Source organism: Streptomyces sp. S.PB5 (assembly GCF_030403745.1).
In the GTDB taxonomy this organism is placed as follows: domain Bacteria; phylum Actinomycetota; class Actinomycetes; order Streptomycetales; family Streptomycetaceae; genus Streptomyces.
In genome coordinates this window covers 46,682-66,297 of the sequence record NZ_JAQMWP010000003.1, presented here as the reverse complement: position 1 = coordinate 66,297, position 19,616 = coordinate 46,682, and the positions used below count along the sequence as shown (strand labels likewise).

The 19,616-nt window shown below is 71.2% G+C and carries 16 protein-coding genes and 1 pseudogene; 9 read left to right on the top strand and 8 right to left on the bottom strand.

The features are described from left to right. Nucleotides 1-6: 6 nt before the first annotated feature. Nucleotides 7-1,197: an acyl-CoA dehydrogenase family protein gene (locus tag PH203_RS09150; protein ID WP_289918446.1), complete on the bottom strand. Its 1,191-nt coding sequence runs from the start codon at nucleotides 1,195-1,197 to the stop codon at nucleotides 7-9. A gap of 221 nt (nucleotides 1,198-1,418) precedes the next feature. After that, nucleotides 1,419-3,014, bottom strand: a complete 1,596-nt coding sequence (locus PH203_RS09145) for an MFS transporter (RefSeq protein WP_289918445.1) — start codon at nucleotides 3,012-3,014, stop codon at nucleotides 1,419-1,421. 273 nt (nucleotides 3,015-3,287) lie between these two features. Between PH203_RS09145 and PH203_RS09140 the strand changes: the two genes are divergently transcribed. Together PH203_RS09140 and PH203_RS09135 are read left to right on the top strand one after the other, a co-directional pair. After that, entirely contained in the window at nucleotides 3,288-4,649 is a 1,362-nt protein-coding gene (locus PH203_RS09140; RefSeq protein ID WP_289918444.1) for a glycosyltransferase family 39 protein, read from the top strand. 238 nt (nucleotides 4,650-4,887) lie between these two features. Beyond that, a complete protein-coding gene (locus tag PH203_RS09135; RefSeq protein ID WP_289918442.1) occupies nucleotides 4,888-5,883 on the top strand; it encodes a phosphatase PAP2 family protein in 996 nt (331 codons plus the stop codon). Nucleotides 5,884-6,006: 123 nt separating this feature from the next. Here PH203_RS09135 and PH203_RS09130 read toward each other — a convergent pair whose 3' ends face one another. Further along, nucleotides 6,007-6,222 carry an I78 family peptidase inhibitor gene (locus PH203_RS09130; RefSeq protein WP_289918439.1) on the bottom strand — a complete coding sequence of 72 codons (216 nt, stop codon included), beginning with the start codon at nucleotides 6,220-6,222 and terminating at the stop codon, nucleotides 6,007-6,009. A gap of 396 nt (nucleotides 6,223-6,618) precedes the next feature. Here PH203_RS09130 and ctaD point away from each other — a divergent pair. Beyond that, nucleotides 6,619-8,292 (top strand): annotated as a pseudogene (gene ctaD / locus PH203_RS09125) (cytochrome c oxidase subunit I); the annotation flags it as partial. Here ctaD and PH203_RS09120 read toward each other — a convergent pair. After that, nucleotides 8,189-9,265, bottom strand: coding sequence for a YafY family protein (locus PH203_RS09120; RefSeq protein WP_354671237.1), 1,077 nt, complete (start codon nucleotides 9,263-9,265; stop codon nucleotides 8,189-8,191). The pseudogene ctaD and the gene PH203_RS09120 sit on opposite strands and share 104 nt — an antisense overlap. Before the next feature lie 62 nt (nucleotides 9,266-9,327). Between PH203_RS09120 and PH203_RS09115 the strand changes: the two genes are divergently transcribed. After that, nucleotides 9,328-10,458: an epoxide hydrolase family protein gene (locus PH203_RS09115; protein WP_289918435.1), complete on the top strand. Its 1,131-nt coding sequence runs from the start codon at nucleotides 9,328-9,330 to the stop codon at nucleotides 10,456-10,458. 10 nt (nucleotides 10,459-10,468) lie between these two features. Here PH203_RS09115 and PH203_RS09110 read toward each other — a convergent pair whose 3' ends face one another. Further along, a complete protein-coding gene (locus PH203_RS09110) occupies nucleotides 10,469-11,764 on the bottom strand; it encodes an ABC transporter substrate-binding protein (RefSeq protein ID WP_289918434.1) in 1,296 nt (431 codons plus the stop codon). Further along, nucleotides 11,733-12,323: a hypothetical protein gene (locus PH203_RS09105; RefSeq protein ID WP_289918433.1), complete on the bottom strand. Its 591-nt coding sequence runs from the start codon at nucleotides 12,321-12,323 to the stop codon at nucleotides 11,733-11,735. Before PH203_RS09105 ends, PH203_RS09110 begins: the two co-directional genes overlap by 32 nt. 131 nt (nucleotides 12,324-12,454) lie before the next feature. On the opposite strand from PH203_RS09105, the gene PH203_RS09100 reads away from it, so the two are divergent. The 3 genes from PH203_RS09100 to PH203_RS09090 are packed head-to-tail and all read left to right on the top strand — an operon-like array spanning nucleotide 12,455 to nucleotide 16,472. Then, complete coding sequence (locus PH203_RS09100; RefSeq protein WP_289918431.1) at nucleotides 12,455-12,928, top strand: hypothetical protein; 474 nt, start codon at nucleotides 12,455-12,457, stop codon at nucleotides 12,926-12,928. Continuing rightward, nucleotides 12,928-15,777 (top strand): ATP-binding cassette domain-containing protein, encoded by a 2,850-nt coding sequence (locus PH203_RS09095; protein ID WP_289918429.1) that lies wholly within the window; start codon nucleotides 12,928-12,930, stop codon nucleotides 15,775-15,777. The genes PH203_RS09100 and PH203_RS09095 overlap by 1 nt, the downstream gene beginning before the upstream one ends. After that, nucleotides 15,774-16,472 (top strand): ATP-binding cassette domain-containing protein, encoded by a 699-nt coding sequence (locus PH203_RS09090; RefSeq protein ID WP_289918426.1) that lies wholly within the window; start codon nucleotides 15,774-15,776, stop codon nucleotides 16,470-16,472. The genes PH203_RS09095 and PH203_RS09090 overlap by 4 nt, the downstream gene beginning before the upstream one ends. Here the strand turns inward: PH203_RS09090 and PH203_RS09085 are convergent. Both PH203_RS09085 and PH203_RS09080 read right to left on the bottom strand, forming a co-directional pair. Next, nucleotides 16,390-17,001, bottom strand: a complete 612-nt coding sequence (locus tag PH203_RS09085) for a transglycosylase family protein (RefSeq protein WP_289918424.1) — start codon at nucleotides 16,999-17,001, stop codon at nucleotides 16,390-16,392. The genes PH203_RS09090 and PH203_RS09085 overlap by 83 nt on opposite strands. Before the next feature lie 118 nt (nucleotides 17,002-17,119). Further along, complete coding sequence (locus PH203_RS09080; RefSeq protein WP_289918422.1) at nucleotides 17,120-17,758, bottom strand: transglycosylase family protein; 639 nt, start codon at nucleotides 17,756-17,758, stop codon at nucleotides 17,120-17,122. Nucleotides 17,759-18,264: 506 nt separating this feature from the next. Here PH203_RS09080 and PH203_RS09075 point away from each other — a divergent pair. Together PH203_RS09075 and PH203_RS09070 are read left to right on the top strand one after the other, a co-directional pair. Next, nucleotides 18,265-19,047: a hypothetical protein gene (locus tag PH203_RS09075; RefSeq protein WP_289918420.1), complete on the top strand. Its 783-nt coding sequence runs from the start codon at nucleotides 18,265-18,267 to the stop codon at nucleotides 19,045-19,047. Between the two features lie 157 nt (nucleotides 19,048-19,204). Further along, nucleotides 19,205-19,606 carry a hypothetical protein gene (locus PH203_RS09070; protein WP_289919424.1) on the top strand — a complete coding sequence of 134 codons (402 nt, stop codon included), beginning with the start codon at nucleotides 19,205-19,207 and terminating at the stop codon, nucleotides 19,604-19,606. Nucleotides 19,607-19,616 lie beyond the last annotated feature (10 nt).

Here is a 19,616-nt window from a genome sequence, read left to right as displayed (position 1 = left end):
AGAGGCTTACCGGAACGCGTCGAGCCCGGTGAGCGCCTTGCCCAGCACGAGCTGATGCATCTCGACGGTGCCCTCGTAGGTGAGCACCGACTCGAGGTTCGTCGCGTGCCGCATGACGGGGTATTCGAGCGAGATCCCGTTGGCACCGAGGATGGTGCGCGAGGTCCGGCAGATCTCGATCGCCTCCCGTACGTTGTTCAGCTTGCCGAAACTGACCTGCTCGGGACGCAGGCGTCCGGCATCCATCCGCCGCCCCAGATGATGGGCGAGCAGAATCCCCTTGTGCAGCTCGACCGCCATGTCGGCGAGCTTGGCCTGGGTGAGCTGGAACCCCCCGATGGGCCGCCCGAACTGCTCGCGCGACTTGGCGTAGTCGACCGCCGCCTCCAGACAGGACCGCGCCGCCCCCATCGCCCCCCAGACGATCCCGTACCGGGCGTGCGACAGACAGCTCAGCGGGCCCTTGAGCCCGACCACCTCCGGCAGCACCGCGTCCGCGGGCAACCGCACGTCGTCGAGGACGAGTTCACTGGTCACGGAGGCCCGCAGCGACCACTTGTGCTTGATCTCGGGCGCGGAGAACCCGGGGCTGTCGGTGGGCACCACGAACCCGCGGATCCCCTCGTCGGTCTGCGCCCACACCACGGCGACCCCGGCGACCGACCCGTTGGTGATCCACATCTTGCGCCCGCCCAGAACCCAGTCCGTGCCGTCCTTCTTGGCGTACGTCCGCATGGACGCGGGGTCGGAGCCGTGGTCGGGCTCGGTCAGCCCGAAGCAGCCGATGACCTCACCGGCGGCCATCCGCGGCAGCCACGTCTGCTTCTGCTCCTCGGAGCCGAACCGGTGGATGGCGTACATGGCGAGCGAGCCCTGCACCGAGACGAGCGACCGGATCCCGGAGTCGGCGGCCTCCAGCTCCAGACAGGCGAGCCCGTACTGCACGGCACTGGCCCCGGCGCAGCCGTAGCCCTCCAGCGACATCCCGAGCGCCCCGATCCCGCCGAGCTCCCGGGCGAGTTCCCGGATCCCGGGCAGTTCGCCGCTCTCGTACCACTCGGCGACGTACGGCAGCACCCGGTCCCCCGCCCAGGACCGCACGGTGTCCCGGACGGCGAGGTCCTCCGGATCCAGCAGGTCGTCGATGCCGAGCGGGTCGGCGGGGTCGAACGGGGGCAACTTCGAGGACGCGGACATGGAGAACACCCTCCGGCATACAGAAAACTAGCACCGCTAGTTACGACTCGGTGCCGACGTTACGGTGCAGTGTGATGCACGTCCAGTAGGTGCGCCCACGCACGGGGAGCCCACAACGGCGCACAGCCCGCGCAGCCCGCAGCCGACGGCGGCGATGTAGCCCCACAGGAGACGTTCCCCTCCAGTCGGGAGCAACGTGCGGTGCGTGGGTGGGAGACGGTTCAAGCTGAGACGCGAGACTCCGCGACCTCGCGAGGGGCGGGCACCTCGACAGCCACCGGCTCGCACTGCATGACCCGCGGCAACCGCAGCGCCATCACCGCCCCGAGCAGCAGCAACCCCGCGCTGACCAGCAACGTCACATGCAGCCCGTACACGAAGCAGTCCCGCGCGGTGCGTCGCAACGTCTCCCCCGCCGTCCCGCCCAGCCGCCCGGCGATCTCGTACGCCTCGCCCAGCGAGTGCCCCGCCGCGGCCGAGTCGCGTGCCGGAACGCCCTGCACCGACGACAGCCCGGGCGCGTACGCCGCGTTCATCACGCTGCCGAGCAGGGCGATACCGATACCGGCACCCAGCTGGTAGGAGGTCTCGCCGATCGCCGCGGCCCCGCCCGCCTGCTCCGGCGGCGCCTCGCTCAGCATCGACTCGTAGGCCCCGAAGAGCGTGGTCTCCAGACCGAAGCCCAGCAGCACGAAACCGAAGAGCAGCAGCGGGGCGTTGTCCTCCCCGCCCATGGCCAGCAGCGTCAGTACGGCGACCGCCGTCAGACAGAAGCCGAAGCACACCATCCGGCGCGGCCCGAACCGTCGCAGCATCCGCGCGCCCGCCAGTCCGGACGCCATCGCCGCAATGGTCAGCGGCAGCAGCCGAAGGCCGGTCTCCAGCGGCGAGAGCCCCAGCACCAGCTGGAGATACTGCGCCGCGATCAGCTCAAGGCCCACCAGCGCGAGCATCGCCAGCACGATGCAGCCGACGGAGGTGCTGAAGGCCGGACGGGAGAACATCCGCAGGTCCACCAGCGGATGCGTACGGCGCCTCTGCCGTCGTACGAAAAGCACCAGCAGCGCGGCGCCCGCGGCCAGTGGCAGGGCCGTGATGCCGTCGAGTTCGCCGCCGCCGAGCCGCTTCACGCCCAGCACCAGGCCGAACAGGCCGGCCGCGGCCATCAGCGCGCCGACGACGTCCCAGGGGCCTTCGCCGCTGCCCTTCGACTCGGGGAGCAGGAGGCGGCCCACCGGCAGGCTGACCAGCATCAGCGGGATGTTGACGAGGAAGACGGAGCCCCACCAGAAGTGTTCGAGGAGGAAGCCGCCGAGGAGCGGGCCGACCGCGGCGCCCACGGCGGCCACGGCGCTCCAGATGCCGATGGCGAGCGCGCGCTCGCGCCGGTCGGGGAAGACCTGGCGGAGGATCGAGAGGGTGGCGGGCATGATCATCGCGCCGCCGACGCCGAGGAGGGCGCGCGAGACGATCAGGACCTGGGCGTTGTCGGCGAGGGCGGCCATGCCTGAGGCGACGCCGAAGAGGGCGTAGCCGAGCAGGAGGATGCGTCTGCGGCCGACGCGGTCGCCGAGCGTGCCGAAGAGGATCAGCAGCGAGGCGCAGACCAGCGGGTAGACGTCGACGATCCAGAGCAGCTCTATCGCGCCGGGCTTGAGGTCCTCGGTGACGGCGGGGACCGCCACGTGCAGCACGGTCGCGTCGACCGCGACCAGCAGCAGGCTCACACAGAGGACGACGAGGACGACCCAGCGGTTGGCACCGGCCCCGGCCGCCCGACGGCGCAGCTCAGCGGCGGCCGTGGTCGTCCCGGACATGTACGTACCTCCCAGATGTTCCCTCGCGTTCGGCGGGCACACGGGGTGGGGACTCCCCATGATCTCGGCCGGAGTGGAGCGGTCGTCTCCGGCCCGCGCAACGAAGGCGAGTGACACGTCAGCGTACGCGAGTTCACGCCTCGGCCAAGTGGTGGACCTCTCAGACTCCGCCGAGAACACGTGTGGCGTACGCCACGCTCCCCTCTTTGCCGTCCCCCTGCCAACACGCCCCGCCGGGCCGCGCGGTTCAGCGCACGGTCGATAATCGGACCCGTGACCGATCTTGAAACGCGCGCGACGCCGGTGGCGAACGCCCTGCGCCGGGCGGCCCCGGCCCTCCTCGGGTACGCGGCCGTCCGCGCCCTGGGCCTGCTCACCCTGGCCCTGTGGAGCGCCGCGCGCGACAAGAGCGCGTACACCTTGCTGACGGCCCGCTGGGACTCCCTCTGGTACACGAGGGTCGCCGAGCTGGGATACGGCTACGAGGTCCGCCTCCCCAACGGCGACGTCCACTCGAACCTGGCCTTCTTTCCGCTGCTGCCCTGGCTGGAGCGCGGCATCGCGGCGGTCTCTCCCCTGTCCTACGCCGACGCGGGCTTCGCCGTCAGCCTGGTCGCCTCGCTCGCGGCGGCGTGGGGCATCTTCGCCGTCGCGGATCATGTGTACGGCCGCAGGGCCGGGGTCTGCGCGGTGCTGGTCTGGGCGGTGCTGCCGGTCGGTGTCGTCCAGTCGATGGCGTACAGCGAGTCCCTGTTCACCGCGCTCGCCGCGTGGTCCCTGTACGCGGTCCTGACGGGCCGCTGGGTGCTCGCGGGCACCCTCGCCTCCCTGGCGGGCCTGACCCGGCCGGTGGGACTCGCGGTCGTCGCGGCGGTGTGGGCGGCGGCGATCGCCTCGCACCTCCGGGACCGGGCCGTGCCGGCTTCTCCCTCATCCGGACGGGACCGGGCCGCTACGGGGGCTCCCTCGTCCGAGCGGGAGAGAAGCGCGGCCCGGGCAGCCGGCGCGAGCGCCGGGGAACGCGCCCCTGAACCGGCGGCAGCGAGCCGTCACCGGCGCGACGGGACACCGAGCAGCGCCCGCTCCTCACCGCACGCCCCACAGCCGGCGACCGGCACCCTGGCCCCGCGGCCCCCTCTCCTCCCCCGCGTCGTCGGCATGCTCATCGCCCCCCTCGGCGCCGCCGGCTACGTCCTCTGGGTCGGCCGTCACACCGGCAAGGGCCCCCTCGGCTATCTCGACGTCCAGGCCGGCTGGCGCAACGGCTTCGACGGCGGCTACGCCTTCGCCCGCTTCGTCGGCGAGAAGTTCACGTCGTTCCCGTCGGCCCTGGCGGGCGTGGGACTGATCGTCGGGGTCGGCCTCGTCGTGTGGCTGTACGTCATCGGCGTACGGCAGCGTCAGCCGTTGCCGCTTCTGGTGTACGCGGGGGTCGTCACCGCGCTCGCGCTGTGCGCGTCGAGCTACTTCGGCTCGAAACCGCGCCTGTTGCTGCCCGCCTTCCCCCTCCTGTTTCCCCTGGCCCTGGCGCTCGCGAGGCTGCGTACGTCCAGATCCGCGCTGGTGGTGGGCGGTATCGCCGTCGCGTCGGCCGTGTACGGGGCGTTCTGGCTGAACGGCTCGGGCCCGCCATGATCGACTCGCGGGCGTCCATGAGCGAGCGGAGAATTCCACCCCATGATTCGGTGAACGAATTCATAAGCGGCAATAAACCGGAACCTGAAATGATCAAAGGAATTGAAGGGGGCAGCGCGGCCGGATAGTGGATTCCTCGGAAATAAACCTCTTCCTGAGAGGAATCCCACATCACATCGTCATCACAAAGCCGTGGATTCGAGGGGGTTCCGAGCTCACTCGCTGTAACGTCGATTGAGTGCGTACCGAACGAAAGCTCACCCGTCTGGACCGGGTGTTCGCCAGGCTGGACCGTGAGCCGGAACGACCGGCTCATCTCGACGTGCCGAGGATGTCCCGGCACCGGGTCGCGCTGCTCGCCGGAACCCTGGTGTTCTACCTGGCGATCGTGTGGCTCGTCGTCGACACGTCATGGCTGGTCCGCCTGGACTGGCAGGTCATGTTCTTCCGGCCGTACCAGCAGTGGTCGGAGATCCACTGGTTCGTGGACTACTACGTCGTCCTCGGCCAGCGCGGTCCCACCGCGGTGATGATCGCGGCCTGGCTGGGCTGGCGCTCCTGGCGGCAGCACACCATCCGTCCGCTGCTCACCCTGGCCACCTCGCTGCTCCTGCTGAACATCACGGTCGGCGCCGCGAAGATCGGCATGGGCCGGCTCGGCCCGCACTACGCGACCACCATCGGCTCGAACGAGATGGGCCTGGGCGGCGATATATTTCCCAGCGGCCACACCGCGAACGCCGTGGTGACCTGGGGCATCCTGGCCTATCTGGCCTCCACCCCGAGAGCCCGCAGATGGCTGTCCGCCGTCTCCGCGGTGACCTCCCTCGGTGTCGGCCTCGCCACCGTCTATCTCGGTACGCACTGGCTGAGCGACGTCCTTCTCGGGTGGGCCGCGGGGCTGCTGATCCTGCTGGCCCTGCCGTGGTGCGAGCCGCTGATCGCCCGCACCGAGACCGCGATCTTCGACCTGCGCGACCGCTGGCGGGCCCGCCGTACCGCTCCCGCGGCCGTGCAGCCCGTCGAGGTCCCGGTCCCGCTCAAGCCGCGCACCGCTCCCCAGAGCGAGCCCGCGGCCCGTTCGGCCCGGACGCCCGCCTATCTGGCACCGGGCCCGCACACGACCCGCTCGGAGCGCACCCCGGTCACCCCGGTCGGCCCTCGCCGGCCGCCCCATTCCGACCGCGTCGCACGCGGCACGGCCTCGGCGGCCCGCCCCCTGACAGGCGGCTAGCCGGCGGACAGCGGGGACGGTACGCACACACCCACCCCGCAGCGACGGCCCCGGTTCCTTCCCAGGAGCCGGGGCCGTCGTCATGGATCAGGAGCGGTGTCCAAGGTGCGCCCGAGGGGGGTCTCAGCCCTTCCAGGCGCGGGCCACCAGGCCGTCGCGCACCTCGAAGTTCAGCCGTCCCACGCGGTACTCCATCGTGATGATCGCCCCCGGCGGCAGCGAACGGACCGTCGACCAGCCCTTCTCGCGGGCGAGCCGTTCGGCGCGCGCCGAGTCCAGGCCGACGTACGTGTCCGGGCTGTCGTTGGGTTCGGCGGAGGGTTTCGGTATCGGTGCCATACGGCCACGCTAGGCCCTGTCCACGGGGCGGGGCCAGGGATCAGGCCACTGTGGGTCACTGATCCCCCTGCGGTCACGCTTCTGTCACAGGATCACGACAGCCGTTTCAGCGCCGCTTTGTCACTCCTACGAGCGGTTCCGTACGCCTTCCGCGCGCAATCGAACGTAATTCCCGCGTGTCGCGATCACTCCTCGAATAATCAGGCGGAAAGGTTCCGGGAGATGTACCGCCGGAGCCTTTCCATTCCGATTCGGCGCGGGCTCGCGGAAGCTGACGCCACATAGGAAATGCACGCTTCCCGCACAGAACCCCCGTACGCCCCCTGTCGCTGTGCGCGGCGACGCGAGCATCATGACGGCGGACCCGGCACGCGACGAGCGAAGGGCGAGCGAGCGATGGGGACCCAGACCGTGCAGACGACGGCGCCAACCGTGCGGAGCAGGAGTCACGGCAGGGTGATCGTCGACTGGCTGACCACCACCGACCACAAGAAGATCGGGCATCTCTACCTGATCACGTCGTTCGTGTTCTTCCTGATCGGCGGGGTCATGGCGCTGATCATGCGCGCCGAACTCGCCCGGCCCGGTATGCAGCTGCTGGACAATCAGCAGTTCAACCAGCTGTTCACCATGCACGGCACGATCATGCTGCTGCTGTTCGCGACGCCGATGTTCGCGGGCTTCGCCAATGAGCTGATGCCGTTGCAGATCGGCGCGCCCGACGTGGCGTTCCCGCGGCTGAACATGCTCTCGTACTGGTTCTTCCTGTTCGGCGGCCTGATCGTGATGGGGTCGCTGATCGTGCCGTCGGGGCCCGCCGCGTTCGGCTGGTTCGCCTATGCGCCGCTGAACAGCATGGAGCGCTCGCCCGGCGTCGGCCCCGACCTGTGGATCATGGGCCTCGCGCTGGCCGGCTTCGGCACGATCCTCGGCGCGGTCAACTTCATCACCACCATCATCGGGATGCGCTGCCCCGGCATGACGATGTTCCGGATGCCGATCTTCACCTGGAACACGCTGTTCACGTCGATCCTGATCCTGATGGCGTTCCCGGTCCTCGCGGCCGCGCTGCTGTGTCTGGAGGCGGACCGCCGGTTCGGCAGCATGATCTTCGACTCGGCGAACGGCGGGGCGCTGCTGTGGCAGCACCTGTTCTGGTTCTTCGGCCATCCCGAGGTCTACATCATCGCCCTGCCGTTCTTCGGGATCATCACGGAGATCCTGCCGGTCTTCAGCCGCAAGCCGCTCTTCGGCTATCTGACGCTGGTCGGCGCGACGATGGCGATCACCGGTCTGTCGATCGTGGTGTGGGCGCACCACATGTTCGTCACCGGCGCGGTGCTGCTGCCGTTCTTCTCGTTCATGACCTTCCTGATCGCGGTCCCCACGGGCGTGAAGTTCTTCAACTGGATCGGCACCATGATGAAGGGCTCGCTGTCCTTCGAGACGCCGATGCTGTGGGCGTGCGGCTTCCTGGTGACGTTCCTGTTCGGCGGGCTGACCGGGGTGATCCTGGCGTCGCCGCCGCTGGACTTCCATGTCTCCGACTCGTACTTCGTCGTCGCGCACTTCCACTACGTCGTCTTCGGCACGGTCGTCTTCGCGGTCTTCGGCGGCTTCTTCTTCTGGTGGCCCAAGTTCACCGGCAAGATGCTCGACGAACGGCTCGGCAAGATCCAGTTCTGGACGCTGTTCGTGGGCTTCCACACCACGTTCCTGGTGCAGCACTGGCTGGGCGCGGAGGGCATGCCGCGCCGGTACGCCGACTATCTGGCCGCCGACGGGTTCACCGCGCTCAACATGATCTCGACGATCGGCGCGTTCCTGCTCGGCGCCTCGACCCTGCCGTTCCTCTACAACGTCTGGAAGACCGCCAAGTACGGCGAGAAGGTCGAGACCGACGACCCCTGGGGATACGGCCGTTCCCTGGAGTGGGCGACCTCCTGCCCGCCGCCCCGGCACAACTTCAACACGCTGCCGAAGATCCGCTCCGAGTCCCCGGCGTTCGATCTGCACCACCCCGAGTACGCGGCGCTGGCTCCTCAGCCCGAGCCAGAGAGCGAGCAAGCCGATCCCGAGCGGTCCTGATCGCCTCGGTCAGCTCGGCGGGTTCCAGCACCTCGAACTCGAAGCCCATCAGCATGACGTGAATGACCATCACGTCGAGGCTCGCGGCCCCGGTGCGCAGGATGCAGGCGTCGGGCCCGTCGGGCTCCAGCTGCCCCGCGCTCGGTGAGATCCGCTCGATGGCCTCTTCGAGGGGCACCAGGAGCCGTACGACGGCATGCGCGGCGTACGCGCGCGTGGAGACGCCCTCGGAGACGAATGCGGCGAGATCCTCCGCCGGGGGCGTGCGCGGGGTGAAGCGCGGGCCGTGCGGCGGCCTGGGGGTGATGCGGTCGACGCGGAAGGTCCGCCAGTCGTCGCGGTCGAGGTCCCAGGCGACCAGGTACCAGCGGCGCTCGGTGCAGACCAGGCGGTGCGGTTCGACGGTACGGCGGGTCAGGTCGCCGATGGGGGTCCCCCCGCTCGGGTCTGTTCGAGAGTGGGGGCGGCTGCGGTACTCGAAGCGCAGCCGCTCGGCGTCCCGGCAGAGGTTGGCGAGTTCGGTCAGCACGGCCGGGTCGACGGCGCCCGCCTGCGGGCCGCGCAGCATCGGCACGGTGAACGCGTTGAGGGCGCCCACCCGGCGGCGCAGCCGGTGCGGCAGCACCTGCTCCAGCTTGGCGAGGGCCCGCACCGAGGTCTCGCCGATGCCCTCGATGCCCTGCCCGGCGGCCGTGCGCAGCCCTACGGCCACGGCGACGGCCTCGTCGTCGTCCAGCAGCAGCGGCGGCAGCTCGGCGCCCGCGCCCAGCTGGTAGCCGCCGCCGGTGCCGGGGCTGGCGTTGACCGGGTAGCCCAGTCCGCGCAGCCGGTCCACGTCCCGGCGCACGGTGCGCGGGGTGACGCCGAGGCGGTCGGCGAGGTCGGCGCCGGACCATTCGCGGTGGGCCTGGAGGAGCGAGAGCAAACGCAGGAGTCGTGCCGAGGTCTCCAACATGAATCCGAGTCTCGCAGCAATTGCGGACCGTCGCTGTCCGCAAGGATTCTTACCTTGGACTCATGGCAGACAACAGCGTGCACAGCTACCGGATCGACATCCCCCAGGCCCAGCTGGACGACCTCCACACCCGCCTGGACCTGACCCGCTGGCCTGACGAACTGCCGGACGCGGGCTGGGAGTACGGCGCCTCGCTGCCGTACCTCCGCGACCTCGCGACCCACTGGCGCAGCGGTTACGACTGGCGCAAGCACGAGGCCGCCCTCAACGAACTCCCGCAGTTCGTCACGGAGATCGACGGCGCCCAGGTCCACTTCCTGCACATCCGCTCCGCGAACCCGGACGCCCTGCCGCTGATCCTCACGCACGGCTGGCCGGGCTCGATCGTGGAGTTCCTCGGCGTGATCGAGCGGCTCAGCGACTTCCACCTCGTCATCCCCGCCATCCCCGGCTTCGGCTTCTCCGGCCCGACCCGCGAGAAGGGCTGGAACGTCAACCGGGTCGCCCGCGCCTGGGCCGAGCTGATGCACAGGCTCGGCTACGAGCGGTACGGCGCCCAGGGCGGCGACCTCGGCGCGCTGATCTCGCCCGCGCTCGGCCGGATCGCCCCCGAGTCGGTCGTGGGCATCCATGTGAACGCCGCGTCGGTCGGCTTCATCCCGCTCGGCCCGGTCAGCGACGAGGAACAGGCCGAGCTCACCGGCAAGGAGCGGCAGAGCCTCGCGGCCATCGCGGAGTTCACCACCGACGGCTTCGGCTACAACGCCCTGCAGTCCACCCGCCCGCAGACCCTGTCGTACGCCCTGACCGACTCCCCCGTCGGCCAGCTCGCCTGGATCATGGAGAAGTTCCAGGCGTGGACGCACTCCTCGGCCGCGCTGCCCGAGGACGCGGTCGACCGGGACACGCTGCTGACCAACGTGATGCTGTACTGGCTGACGGGGACAGCCGGTTCGGCGGCCCGGATGTACTACGAGAACAGCCATGTCGGCGACTGGTTCCCGGTCACGAACTCCGGTGTGCCGACCGCCGTGGCCAACTTCGGCGAGGACGTGGCGATCCGCCGCTGGGCCGAGCAGGCCAACACCCTCGTCCGCTGGACGGAGTTCGAGCGCGGCGGCCACTTCGCGGCCCTGGAGGTCCCGGAGCTGCTGGCCGGCGACGTCAGGGAGTTCTTCGCCTCGCTGCGGTGAACCGGGGCCGTCAGTAGGGCAGTTGGGGGACGTCGAAGCAGGTGTCGTCCATGTCGCCCTGTGACACCCATCCCGTACCGTCCTGCCACCGGGCCACCGACAGACACGTCCTGCGGGTCGTCGGTGGCTCGGCCAGCCGCTCGAACCGGACGGGGACGAGCAGCCCGTCGGCGGTGTAGCCCTCGCTGCGATTCAGGTACGCGTCCACGCACGCGCGCGTGACGCCGCGCCCGCCCTCGGCACAGTCCTGGGCGGCCTCCGTGAACCACATGGCGGCCGCCCACCCCTCCAACTGCCACTGGGAGTGCGTCTCGAGCCCCTTCGTGGCGTCCCGGAACTCCCCTACGGCCTCCTGGTCCGTGTCCTCGAAGTTCCGGCTGGACCCGGTCGCCCACAGGGCGTTGCGGCAGGCCGGGGAGTCCCTGTAGTCGTCGGGGACGGCCGAGGTCCAGTTCTGCACGTTGGTGACCTTGGCGGTGACCCGGGCGCCGACGTCGTCCATCGCCTTGCACAGCTGGGCGTTGCCGTGCGCGTCGATCGCGTCGAAGACCAGGTCGGCGCCCTGCTCCTTCAGGTCGGCGGCGACGGCGCGGAAGTTGGGCAGCGCGAAGTCGACCTGCTCGCTGACGACCCGGTATCCCTCGGCCTTGAGCCCCCGCTCGACGAGCCGGGCGTAGGCGGCGGAGGATGCCTGGTTGTACGAGACGACGGCCGCGGTACGGGCCCCGTGCTCGCGCTTGAAGTAGCGGTAGACCTCCGTGCCGCCGTACTGCTTGCCGTCCCATCCGGTGGTGCCGTCGCGGGGCGCGAGGCTGCCGTAGATGCCGTACAGGTGCGGCCAGGTGTCGTAGGCGTTGCCGATGGGCTGGCCGCCGACGTCGGGCACGCGCGCGCGGGAGACGCGGGAGGCGCCCGCGTAGTCGAGGGCGGTGGTGGCGACGAGGGCCACCACCTCGTCCTCGTCGAGCAGTTGGTGCACACAGGTGTTGTTGCCGACGCCGCTGCCGCCGTCGTCGCACTCCCGCACCTCGACCGGCCGCCCGCCGATGCCCCCGCGCGCGTTGAGGCGCTCGAAGTAGGCCTTGGCGCCGTCACGGGGGCCTACGAAGGTGTCGCCGCCGACCGGACTGGTGGCGCTGGTGATGATGCCGACGCGGATCGGTGTGCCGTTGCTCGGCGCGGGACTGGCACGCCCCCGCCCCTCGAAGTCGCTCTCCGGCAGCCGGCTCCCGCAGGCCGCGCTCAGGGCGAGCAACAGCACCGCGGCGACGGCCTCAGCAGCCCGGGAGGGCCGACGCCGACGCATTGCCGCTCAGCGCGACCAGGGCGCACAGCGTGCTGACGGACACCTTCCAGGTGCCGTCGTCCTCGACCGCGGTCCCGGTGGTGTTCGGCAGGGCGGTGGCGCCGTTCATGAGCAGCGCGTACGTCACGGTCGCCTTGGTCGGCGCGGTGAACTCGACCTCGGTGACCTCCGCCTGCACCTGCGCGCCGCGCTCGTCACCGCTGAAGGCCGCCATGACCGGGCCCATCGCCTCGCCGTTCTCCAGGACGGCCTGCTTCTGCTTCGTGGAGGTCTTCGGGTCGAAGAACTTCTCCCAGTTCTCCTTGACCTCCTTCTCGGCCGCCGCCCGGTCGGCCGGCCCACTGGCCGGTGCGCTCGTCTCCGGCGCGCTGCTCGTCATCTCGGGGGTCGGAGTGGGAGGCGTGCTCTCGCTCCCGCCACCGCTGTCGTCGCTGCAGGCCACGAAGGCCGGGGCGAGGAGGAGCACCAGGGCGGCCAGCGCCGCCGTACCCCGTCCCGCCGGCCGTGGGCCGCGGCCCCGCCGTGCGTTCCCCCGCCTGAGGTCGCTCCCGAGAACCATCTGGCTCACCACCGGGTGTCGGTCCGGGCCGTGTGCGCCCGGTGCTTTCAGGGTCAGCTTCCAGAAGGCATAGTGCAAGCGATTGGCGGACTTGGACAGACAGCCAGGCACGCGACATGTGGGAGCCAGAGATGCGGACAGCCCGACTGCGGACCGTGCACCCCGTTCTGTGGGCCGGCTGGGCCGCGCTGGCCGCGGGCGCGGTGCTGTGCGTCATCGGCTGGTACGGCGTCTCCGGCGAGCGCTTCGCGGAACGCCAGCTCCCCTACCTGGCCTCCTGCACGGTCCCGGGCGCCGCGCTGATCATCGCCGGGGCGGTCCTCCTCACCCATGGCCGCAACACGATCGCCGCCCTGCGGGTGGAGGAGCTGTACGGCCTCCTGGTGGCCGCCGAGCCCGCCGACGCCGAGGAGTCGGGGCCGGTGACCGCACCGATCGCCGTCAGCGGCGACCTGCTGATGGTGCCGGGCGGCACGCTGTGGCATCGCGCGGACTGTCCCCTGGTCTCCGGGAAGGCCGAGGCCGTGCCGGTGGACACCAAGCTGGTCGCGAGCGGCGAACTCGGTCCCTGCCCCATCTGTGAGCCCGCCGAAGAAACCGACTGATGTCGTCCCTCACCTACGACCTCACCCTCGCCGGGCTCTCGGTCGGCAGCGCCGCCGCGCTCACCGGAATCGGCCTGATCGTGACGTACCGCGCGACGGGTGTACTGAACTTCGCGCACGGGGCGATCGCGATGGTGTGCGCGTTCGTGCTGCGGCAGTGCGTGGTGGAGTGGGGCTGGCCGCTGTGGGCGGGCGCGACGGTGACGCTGCTGGTCCTGGCGCCAGGCCTTGGCGTGCTGCTGGAGCGTTTCGTCTTCCGTCCCCTCTCGGTGCTGGGCAGCGACCCGGCGCAGACCCTGGTCGCGTCCATCGGGGTGTTCGTGCTGCTGGTGGGCGGGGCGGCGCTGGTGTGGGGGCAGGGGGCGCGGGACGACGCGCCGGAGCTGGTGTCGTCGGACCCGTGGGGCCAGTTGGCGGTCGTCCTGGTGCTTGCGGCGGCCGTCGGAGCGCTGACCCACTGGACCCGCTTCGGCCGGGAGCTGCGGGCCGTGGTGGACGACCGCCAACTGGCCGTCCTGGGCGGCATCGACGCGGACCGGGTGGCCGCGGCGGGCTGGGCGTTCGGTTCGTTCACTGCGGGCCTGACGGGGGTGCTGCTGGCGCCGTACGTGCGCCTGGACCCGTACGGCCTGCCGCTGCTGGTCATGGAGGTCGTGGCGGTGGCGGTCGCGGCCCGGATGCGCAGCCTGCCCGTGGCGGTGCTGGTGGCCCTGGCGATCGGGGTGGCACAGAGCCAGTTGACGCGGCTGCACCCGTCGGGCTGGGGAGAACCGCTGCTGCAGGCGGTCGGCGCGAACCTCTTCGTGGTCGCCCTGCTGATCGCGGCGCTCGCCCTGCCGAGGATCGGCACCCGGGACGCCCTCCCCCGCACGGCGACGGCCCGCGTGCCGACACCCCCCGGCGCGTGGATCGTGGCAACCGTCCTGTTCCTCCTCCCGCTGGGCTTCGCGGGCTCGGACCTGCACACAGCGGTCCAGGTACCGGCGCTGGGGGTGATCCTGCTGTCCCTGGTCGTGGTGACGGGCAGAGGCGGCCAGATCTCACTCGGCCAGGCTGCGTACGCGGGCCTGGGCGCCCTGTTCACGGCATTGCTGGCGGCGGGCCGCTTCCCCGGCCTGCCGCGGCTGCCGGAACTGGCCGCACTGGCGGTGGCGGTGGTCCTGGTCGCCCCGCTGGGCCTCCTGACCGGCTGGCCGGCCATCACCCGCCAGGGCCTGGCACTGGCCCTGGCCACCTTCGCGGTCGGCGTCGGCGTGAGCCGCTTCGTCTTCGCCCAGCCGTACGCCACGTCGGGTCTGACCCTGAGCCGTCCGCCGGGCTTCGACGGCGACCGGGCCTACTACGTCCTGGAGCTGGCGCTGCTGACCGTGGCTCTGCTCGCCACGCGCCTGCTCCGCCGAGGCCGCACGGGCAGAGCCCTGGCAGCGATGCGCGACCACGAGGCCGGCGCCTCGGCGGCCGGCGTCCAGGTCCCGTCCCTGAAACTCCTCGCCTTCGTGGCGGGCGCCGCCCTGGCCGCCCTGGGCGGCGGCATGCTCGGCATGGGCCTGCGCGCCTTCGACCCGGGCGCCTACGACCCCGTCCGCGGGCTCCTGTGGTTCGCGGCGGTGGTGGTCCTCGGCGCGGACAGCACCCTGGGGGCACTGGCGGCAGCGGCACTTCTGGTGGGCCTGGACGCGGGGGCACGGGGAGGCGTGGCGGCGGCGCTGATCGGCGTACTGGCGGTACTGGTGGGCCGCTTCCCGGGCGGCCCGTACGAGGCGCTACGGGCGGCGACGGAGAGACTGCGGCTACGGCGGAACGCGGAGCTGACACCGCTCGGCGAGCGGGTACGGCTCAGCCTGCGGCCGCTCGCGCAAAGGCACGCGCGCGTACCGGGCTCGACAGAGGCGACGGGACAGGACACGACGACGCAGCCGGGACCGACAGCGCAGGCCGGGCAGCCGGCACAGGCGTCGCAGCCGAGCCGGGTACAGCAACCGGCGCAGGCAGGTCGCCCGGCGCCCGCCAACACACCCGCTGCACCCGCGGCGCGCGCCGCAGCCGCCGACGGCGCTCACCCCTCACCAGGGTCACCCGCACCCGACGACGAAGGCAGTACGGCCAGTACGGGCGGTGCGGGCGGTGCGGGTGGGCACACAAACCCGGCCGAAGTACGGGTGGTGCTCAAGGTCCGCCGTCTCAAGGCCCGCTACGACGGCTTCACCGCCCTGGACCACATCGACCTCGACATCCCCCCAGGCCGGGTCACCGCGATCATCGGCCCCAACGGCGCCGGCAAGAGCACCCTCTTCCACTGTCTGGCCGGAACCCTCCGCCCCACCACCGGCTCCATCCACCTCGGCAACCGTGACATCACCCGTCTCCCCGCCCACGCCCGCACCCGTCTCGGCATCGCCCGCACCTTCCAGCAACTGGCGATCTTCCCGTCATTGACCGTGGCCGAAAACGTTCGCATCGGCGCCGAGCAGGGACGCACCCCCGATCCGACGGCAACAGAGCGCGCCCTCAGGCTCCTCGGCCTGGACGGCCCGCTCCGGGACCTCCCCGCCGCCGGCCTCCCCACCGGAACCCTGCGCCGCGTGGAACTCGCCAGAGCCCTCGCCGCCGACCCTCGCGCCCTCCTCCTCGACGAACCCGCCGCCGGCCTGGACACGATGGAGGTGACCGCACTGACCCGCGTCCTGAAGGCCCTGGCGGCCGACGGCACGGCGCTCCTCGTCGTGGAGCACGACCTCGACCTGGTGGCCGACCTGGCGGACGTCGTGCACGTCATGACGGCCGGCCGCATCGTCGCCTCGGGCCCGCCCGACCACGTCCTGGACTCCCTGAGGACGGCCGCCCCATGACGACGTCGACCATCTCCCTCCGCCACGCGCGCGTGCGCTACGGCCCCCTGGAGGCCCTCCACGGCGTCACGATCGCCGCCCCCGCTCCCGGGGTCACCGTTCTGCTGGGCCGCAACGGCAGCGGCCGTACGACGGCTCTGCGCGCCCTCGCGGGCACCGTGCCGCTCTCTGCGGGCGCCGTCGTGTGGGACGGCACCGACGTGACCCGCCTGCCCGCCCACGAGCGTGCCCGCCGCGGCCTGTGCCTGGTCCCGGAGCGGCAGGCGGTGTTCGGCTCCCTCACGGTGCGCGAGAACCTGGAGCTCGCCTCACCGTCGTACGACGAGGTCCTCGACGCCTACCCCCAGCTCGCCGCCCTCCTGCCGCGCCGCGCCGGCACCCTCTCCGGCGGTGAGCAGCGGATGCTCGCCCTCTCCCGCGCGCTGCTGGCACGCGCACGCGTGCTGCTCGTCGACGAACCCACGCAAGGCATGTCACCGTCGGTCGCGGCCCGCACGTACGACCTGCTGAGCGGCCTCCACGCGTGCGTGGTCGTCGCGGAACAGCGGCTGCCGCCCGTGCTGCACGGCCGTCCGGCCCTGGTCCACGAACTGCGCCGCGGCACGGTCGTGTTCAGCGGAGAGGCGGCCGAACTGGACCCGCCGGCAAGGGCGGACCGAACACCGCCACCGCCCGGGTCGCGCCCTTCGGGATGACCAGCAGCGTGCCCACGTTCAGCCGGCCCGGATGACGGCCGATCATCTCCTTGTTGGCCTCGTACAGCGCCCGCCAGCCGCCCCGCACACCGTACCTGCGGGCGATCCCCGACAGTGTGTCGCCGGGCTTCACCGTGTGCATACGGCCCTTGAGCCCGTACCGCTCGGAACAGACCGGCCAGGCCTCCCACCCCTGCACGTCCAGCACCTTCTGAGCGACGGCGATCTGCTGCTCACGGGTGGCGAGATCCGCGCGCGGGGCGTACTTCAGACCGCCGAACTCCTCCCAGGTGGGCTGCCAGAACTGCAGCCCGCCGTAGAAGCCGTTGCCGGTGTCGACGTCCCAGCGTCCGTTGCTCTCGCACAGGGCGACGCAGCTCCAGGGCCACCCGTCACGGGCGCAGTCGTACGCCACGGGGGCGGACGGCGGACCGGCGGCCGGGGGCGGCGGGGACGCGTACGCCAGGGCGGGTGCCGCTCCGGCGAGGAGGCAGGCGGAGAGGAGGAGTCCGATCGGCTTGCGGTACATCGCTCCATGCTGAGCAGGGCCTCACGTGCGGCCGTCGAGACGCGGCGAGAGCGCTCAGGGCCCCACCCGGTCGGCGGACCGACCGGGTGGGGCTCCGTACCCGGGAGGGGGGTGCTGCTCAGAGTTCGAGCCGCTGCCCGGGCACGATCAGATCGGGATCACCGCCGATGACGGCCTTGTTGGCGGCGTAGATCCGCTGCCAGGTGGTCCCGTGCCGGGCGGCGATACCGCTCAGCGTGTCGCCCTTGCGGACGGTGTAGTCGCCACGGGACGCACTGCGGTCCGTGTGGCTCTCGGAGCGGGCCGGCGCCTTCGACGGCTTGGACGGGGCATCCGATGAGGATTCGGCGGCGGCCGAACCGGAGGAGACCGAGGGTGCGCTGCCGTACGCCCCGGCCCGGGCGGAACAGATGGGCCACGCGCCCCACCCCTGGGCGCGCTGGACCTTGGTGGCCACCGCGATCTGCTGGGACTTGGTGGCCTTGTCGGCGGTGGGCGCGTAGGCCGCGCCGCCGTAGGCACGCCAGGTGCCGTAGGAGAACTGCAGGCCGCCGTAGTAGCCGTTGCCGGTGCTGATGTGCCAGTTGCCGCCGCTCTCGCACTGGGCGATGCGGTCCCACACTCCGCTGTCGGCCGCCGCGGCATTGCCGGTCGCGGCCAGCAGTCCGAGAGGGGCGAGCAGGGCCGCCCCGGCGAGGACCGCCGTCGTACGCGTCTTACGAGCGTTGTCGCGAGTGGTATCGGCACATTCGGACATGTAAATCCCTCTCGAAGGACCCGGGATCCCCCAAGGCGGGGCGCTCTCCCTGCACAGGGGCAGGGCCGTCGCGCTCCGCCCCGTCCGCCGGAGGCTGGTGCTGCGAGCTGGCTTGGTGCGGCCGGCGGACGAACCCGAGCGGTGCTCGTTGCACACGGCCGAGGAATCTAGGGAGGGCGACCGCCCGGTATCAACCAACTCCTTGTCATTCCAGGCCAGTTAGACGTTACCGTGGGTATCGGCTTTTTTCGGCCACCCACTTCATTCGCCGATTTCCTGATTTATCGACCACTCGCCTCGGTGATCTGTGACCCACTTCACGCAACCAACTTCCTTGGATTTCCTAGCAATTGACGATGAGTGCCCGATTCCGGACCTGGCGTGACCCTGCGCGCCGGATGGTTCGATTCCGTTCGCCCTGGAGCGTGACTCCCGCCACAGATCGCCCGTTGTCTTCTTCATGAGCCCGGGACCCACCCGGGCACCGCTTCCCGAGGGAGTCACCCGTGCCGCGCATGCTCGACGTCAGCGACGAGGTTCGCGCCGAGATCGGCGACGATGAGGCCGACCGGCTGCTCGCCGGCGACAACGCCCCCGGCAGTTACGACTGCACGTCCTGCCGCACCCCGGGTGACTCCGAGGCGGAGCGCACCAGCACCGTGCTGTTCATCGGCGACGAGACCGCCGTCCTCGCCTTCGCCCACGCCACCTGCCTGCCCTCGCAGGTCGTCCAGGTCACCGAGGAGCAGCTTCAGGGCGCCGTCCGCTCCATCAACGGCGACAGCTCCGACCTGTCCGCCGAGAAGGCCGTACCCGAGCAGGCGGTCCTCGGTGTCACCAGCGGACTCGTCCTGATCGCCGGGGAGTTGCACCCGGCGCTGGTGGTCGAGCCGACGGCGCCCATCGTGCGGCCCGGTTCGGCCGGAGCCGGCGACGACTTCCTGCCGCTGCTCATCGAGCAGGGATTCATGCCGGTGACGGAGCTGACCGAGGTGCCGCCGGTGCTGCACGGGTGGTCGGTGCTGCTGGCGATGGGCCAGCTGCACGCGGTGCTCCAGCCGGGCAGCTCGGGCGGGCAGCCGGTCGCCTGGTGGCAGGCGCATCAGCCGCTGCAGGTGACGGAGAGCTGGCGGGCCGCCGCGAACAAGCACCAGCAGGTGCTCATGTTCGCGGCGCCGGTGGGGTCGATCGGGCGTCAGCCTCGTGAGGATCTGCTGCGGGACGCGATCGACAAGGCCGCGGCGAATGGAAAGTTGGTCGCTTCGGCACTGCCTCTTGCCGGGACGTGAGACGCCTGGCCGAAGGGGACTGCGCGACTGTCGGCGACTGCGGGTGGTTCGCGGTTGCTCGCGCCCGCGCGGCGGAGCCGCAAATCGATGCAGCCCCGCGCCCCTGAAAGCGACCACCGAACCGCATCCCAAGATGCCCGGGGTCGTTTGGACATACGTGCACACCTACGACGTTCCCCGCCGCCAGTCCTTCGCCTCAGTTCCGGCCTCCCGGACCGCCCCGGACCCTCTTGACGGCCCATCGGCCACGCCGATCTACAACGCGCTCTACGCGGAGTACGTCAGGTCGTTCCGGTCCCTTCCGGGTGACCGGAGCGGCGAGGAGGAGCTGGGGTTCACCGCGTTCGGGAGCGTCCCGTACCGGTCCGACTCGTACGGGGGCGGGTACCGGCCGGGGTCGTTCAGCAGCTCGTACAGCGCCTACAGCGCGGGGGCGCACAGTGCCCGGGCCGGGCAGCAGCAGTCGCAGTGGCAGCGGGTCGGGCAGATCGGACAGCACGGGACGATGGTGCAGCATGTGCCCGCCGCGCTGCCGCCCGGCCAACGGCGCGGGTACTGACGTAAGACAT

What these genes read in the sequence shown, in the direction of transcription:
- PH203_RS09150 (WP_289918446.1), bottom strand. Translation starts at nt 1,197, where the DNA reads ATGTCCGCGTCCTCGAAGTTGCCCCCGTTCGACCCCGCCGACCCGCTC.
- PH203_RS09145 (WP_289918445.1), bottom strand. Translation starts at nt 3,014, where the DNA reads ATGTCCGGGACGACCACGGCCGCCGCTGAGCTGCGCCGTCGGGCGGCC.
- PH203_RS09130 (WP_289918439.1), bottom strand. Translation starts at nt 6,222, where the DNA reads ATGGCACCGATACCGAAACCCTCCGCCGAACCCAACGACAGCCCGGAC.
- PH203_RS09120 (WP_354671237.1), bottom strand. Translation starts at nt 9,265, where the DNA reads ATGTTGGAGACCTCGGCACGACTCCTGCGTTTGCTCTCGCTCCTCCAG.
- PH203_RS09115 (WP_289918435.1), top strand. Translation starts at nt 9,328, where the DNA reads ATGGCAGACAACAGCGTGCACAGCTACCGGATCGACATCCCCCAGGCC.
- PH203_RS09110 (WP_289918434.1), bottom strand. Translation starts at nt 11,764, where the DNA reads ATGCGTCGGCGTCGGCCCTCCCGGGCTGCTGAGGCCGTCGCCGCGGTG.
- PH203_RS09105 (WP_289918433.1), bottom strand. Translation starts at nt 12,323, where the DNA reads ATGGTTCTCGGGAGCGACCTCAGGCGGGGGAACGCACGGCGGGGCCGC.
- PH203_RS09100 (WP_289918431.1), top strand. Translation starts at nt 12,455, where the DNA reads ATGCGGACAGCCCGACTGCGGACCGTGCACCCCGTTCTGTGGGCCGGC.
- PH203_RS09095 (WP_289918429.1), top strand. Translation starts at nt 12,928, where the DNA reads ATGTCGTCCCTCACCTACGACCTCACCCTCGCCGGGCTCTCGGTCGGC.
- PH203_RS09090 (WP_289918426.1), top strand. Translation starts at nt 15,774, where the DNA reads ATGACGACGTCGACCATCTCCCTCCGCCACGCGCGCGTGCGCTACGGC.
- PH203_RS09085 (WP_289918424.1), bottom strand. Translation starts at nt 17,001, where the DNA reads ATGTACCGCAAGCCGATCGGACTCCTCCTCTCCGCCTGCCTCCTCGCC.
- PH203_RS09080 (WP_289918422.1), bottom strand. Translation starts at nt 17,758, where the DNA reads ATGTCCGAATGTGCCGATACCACTCGCGACAACGCTCGTAAGACGCGT.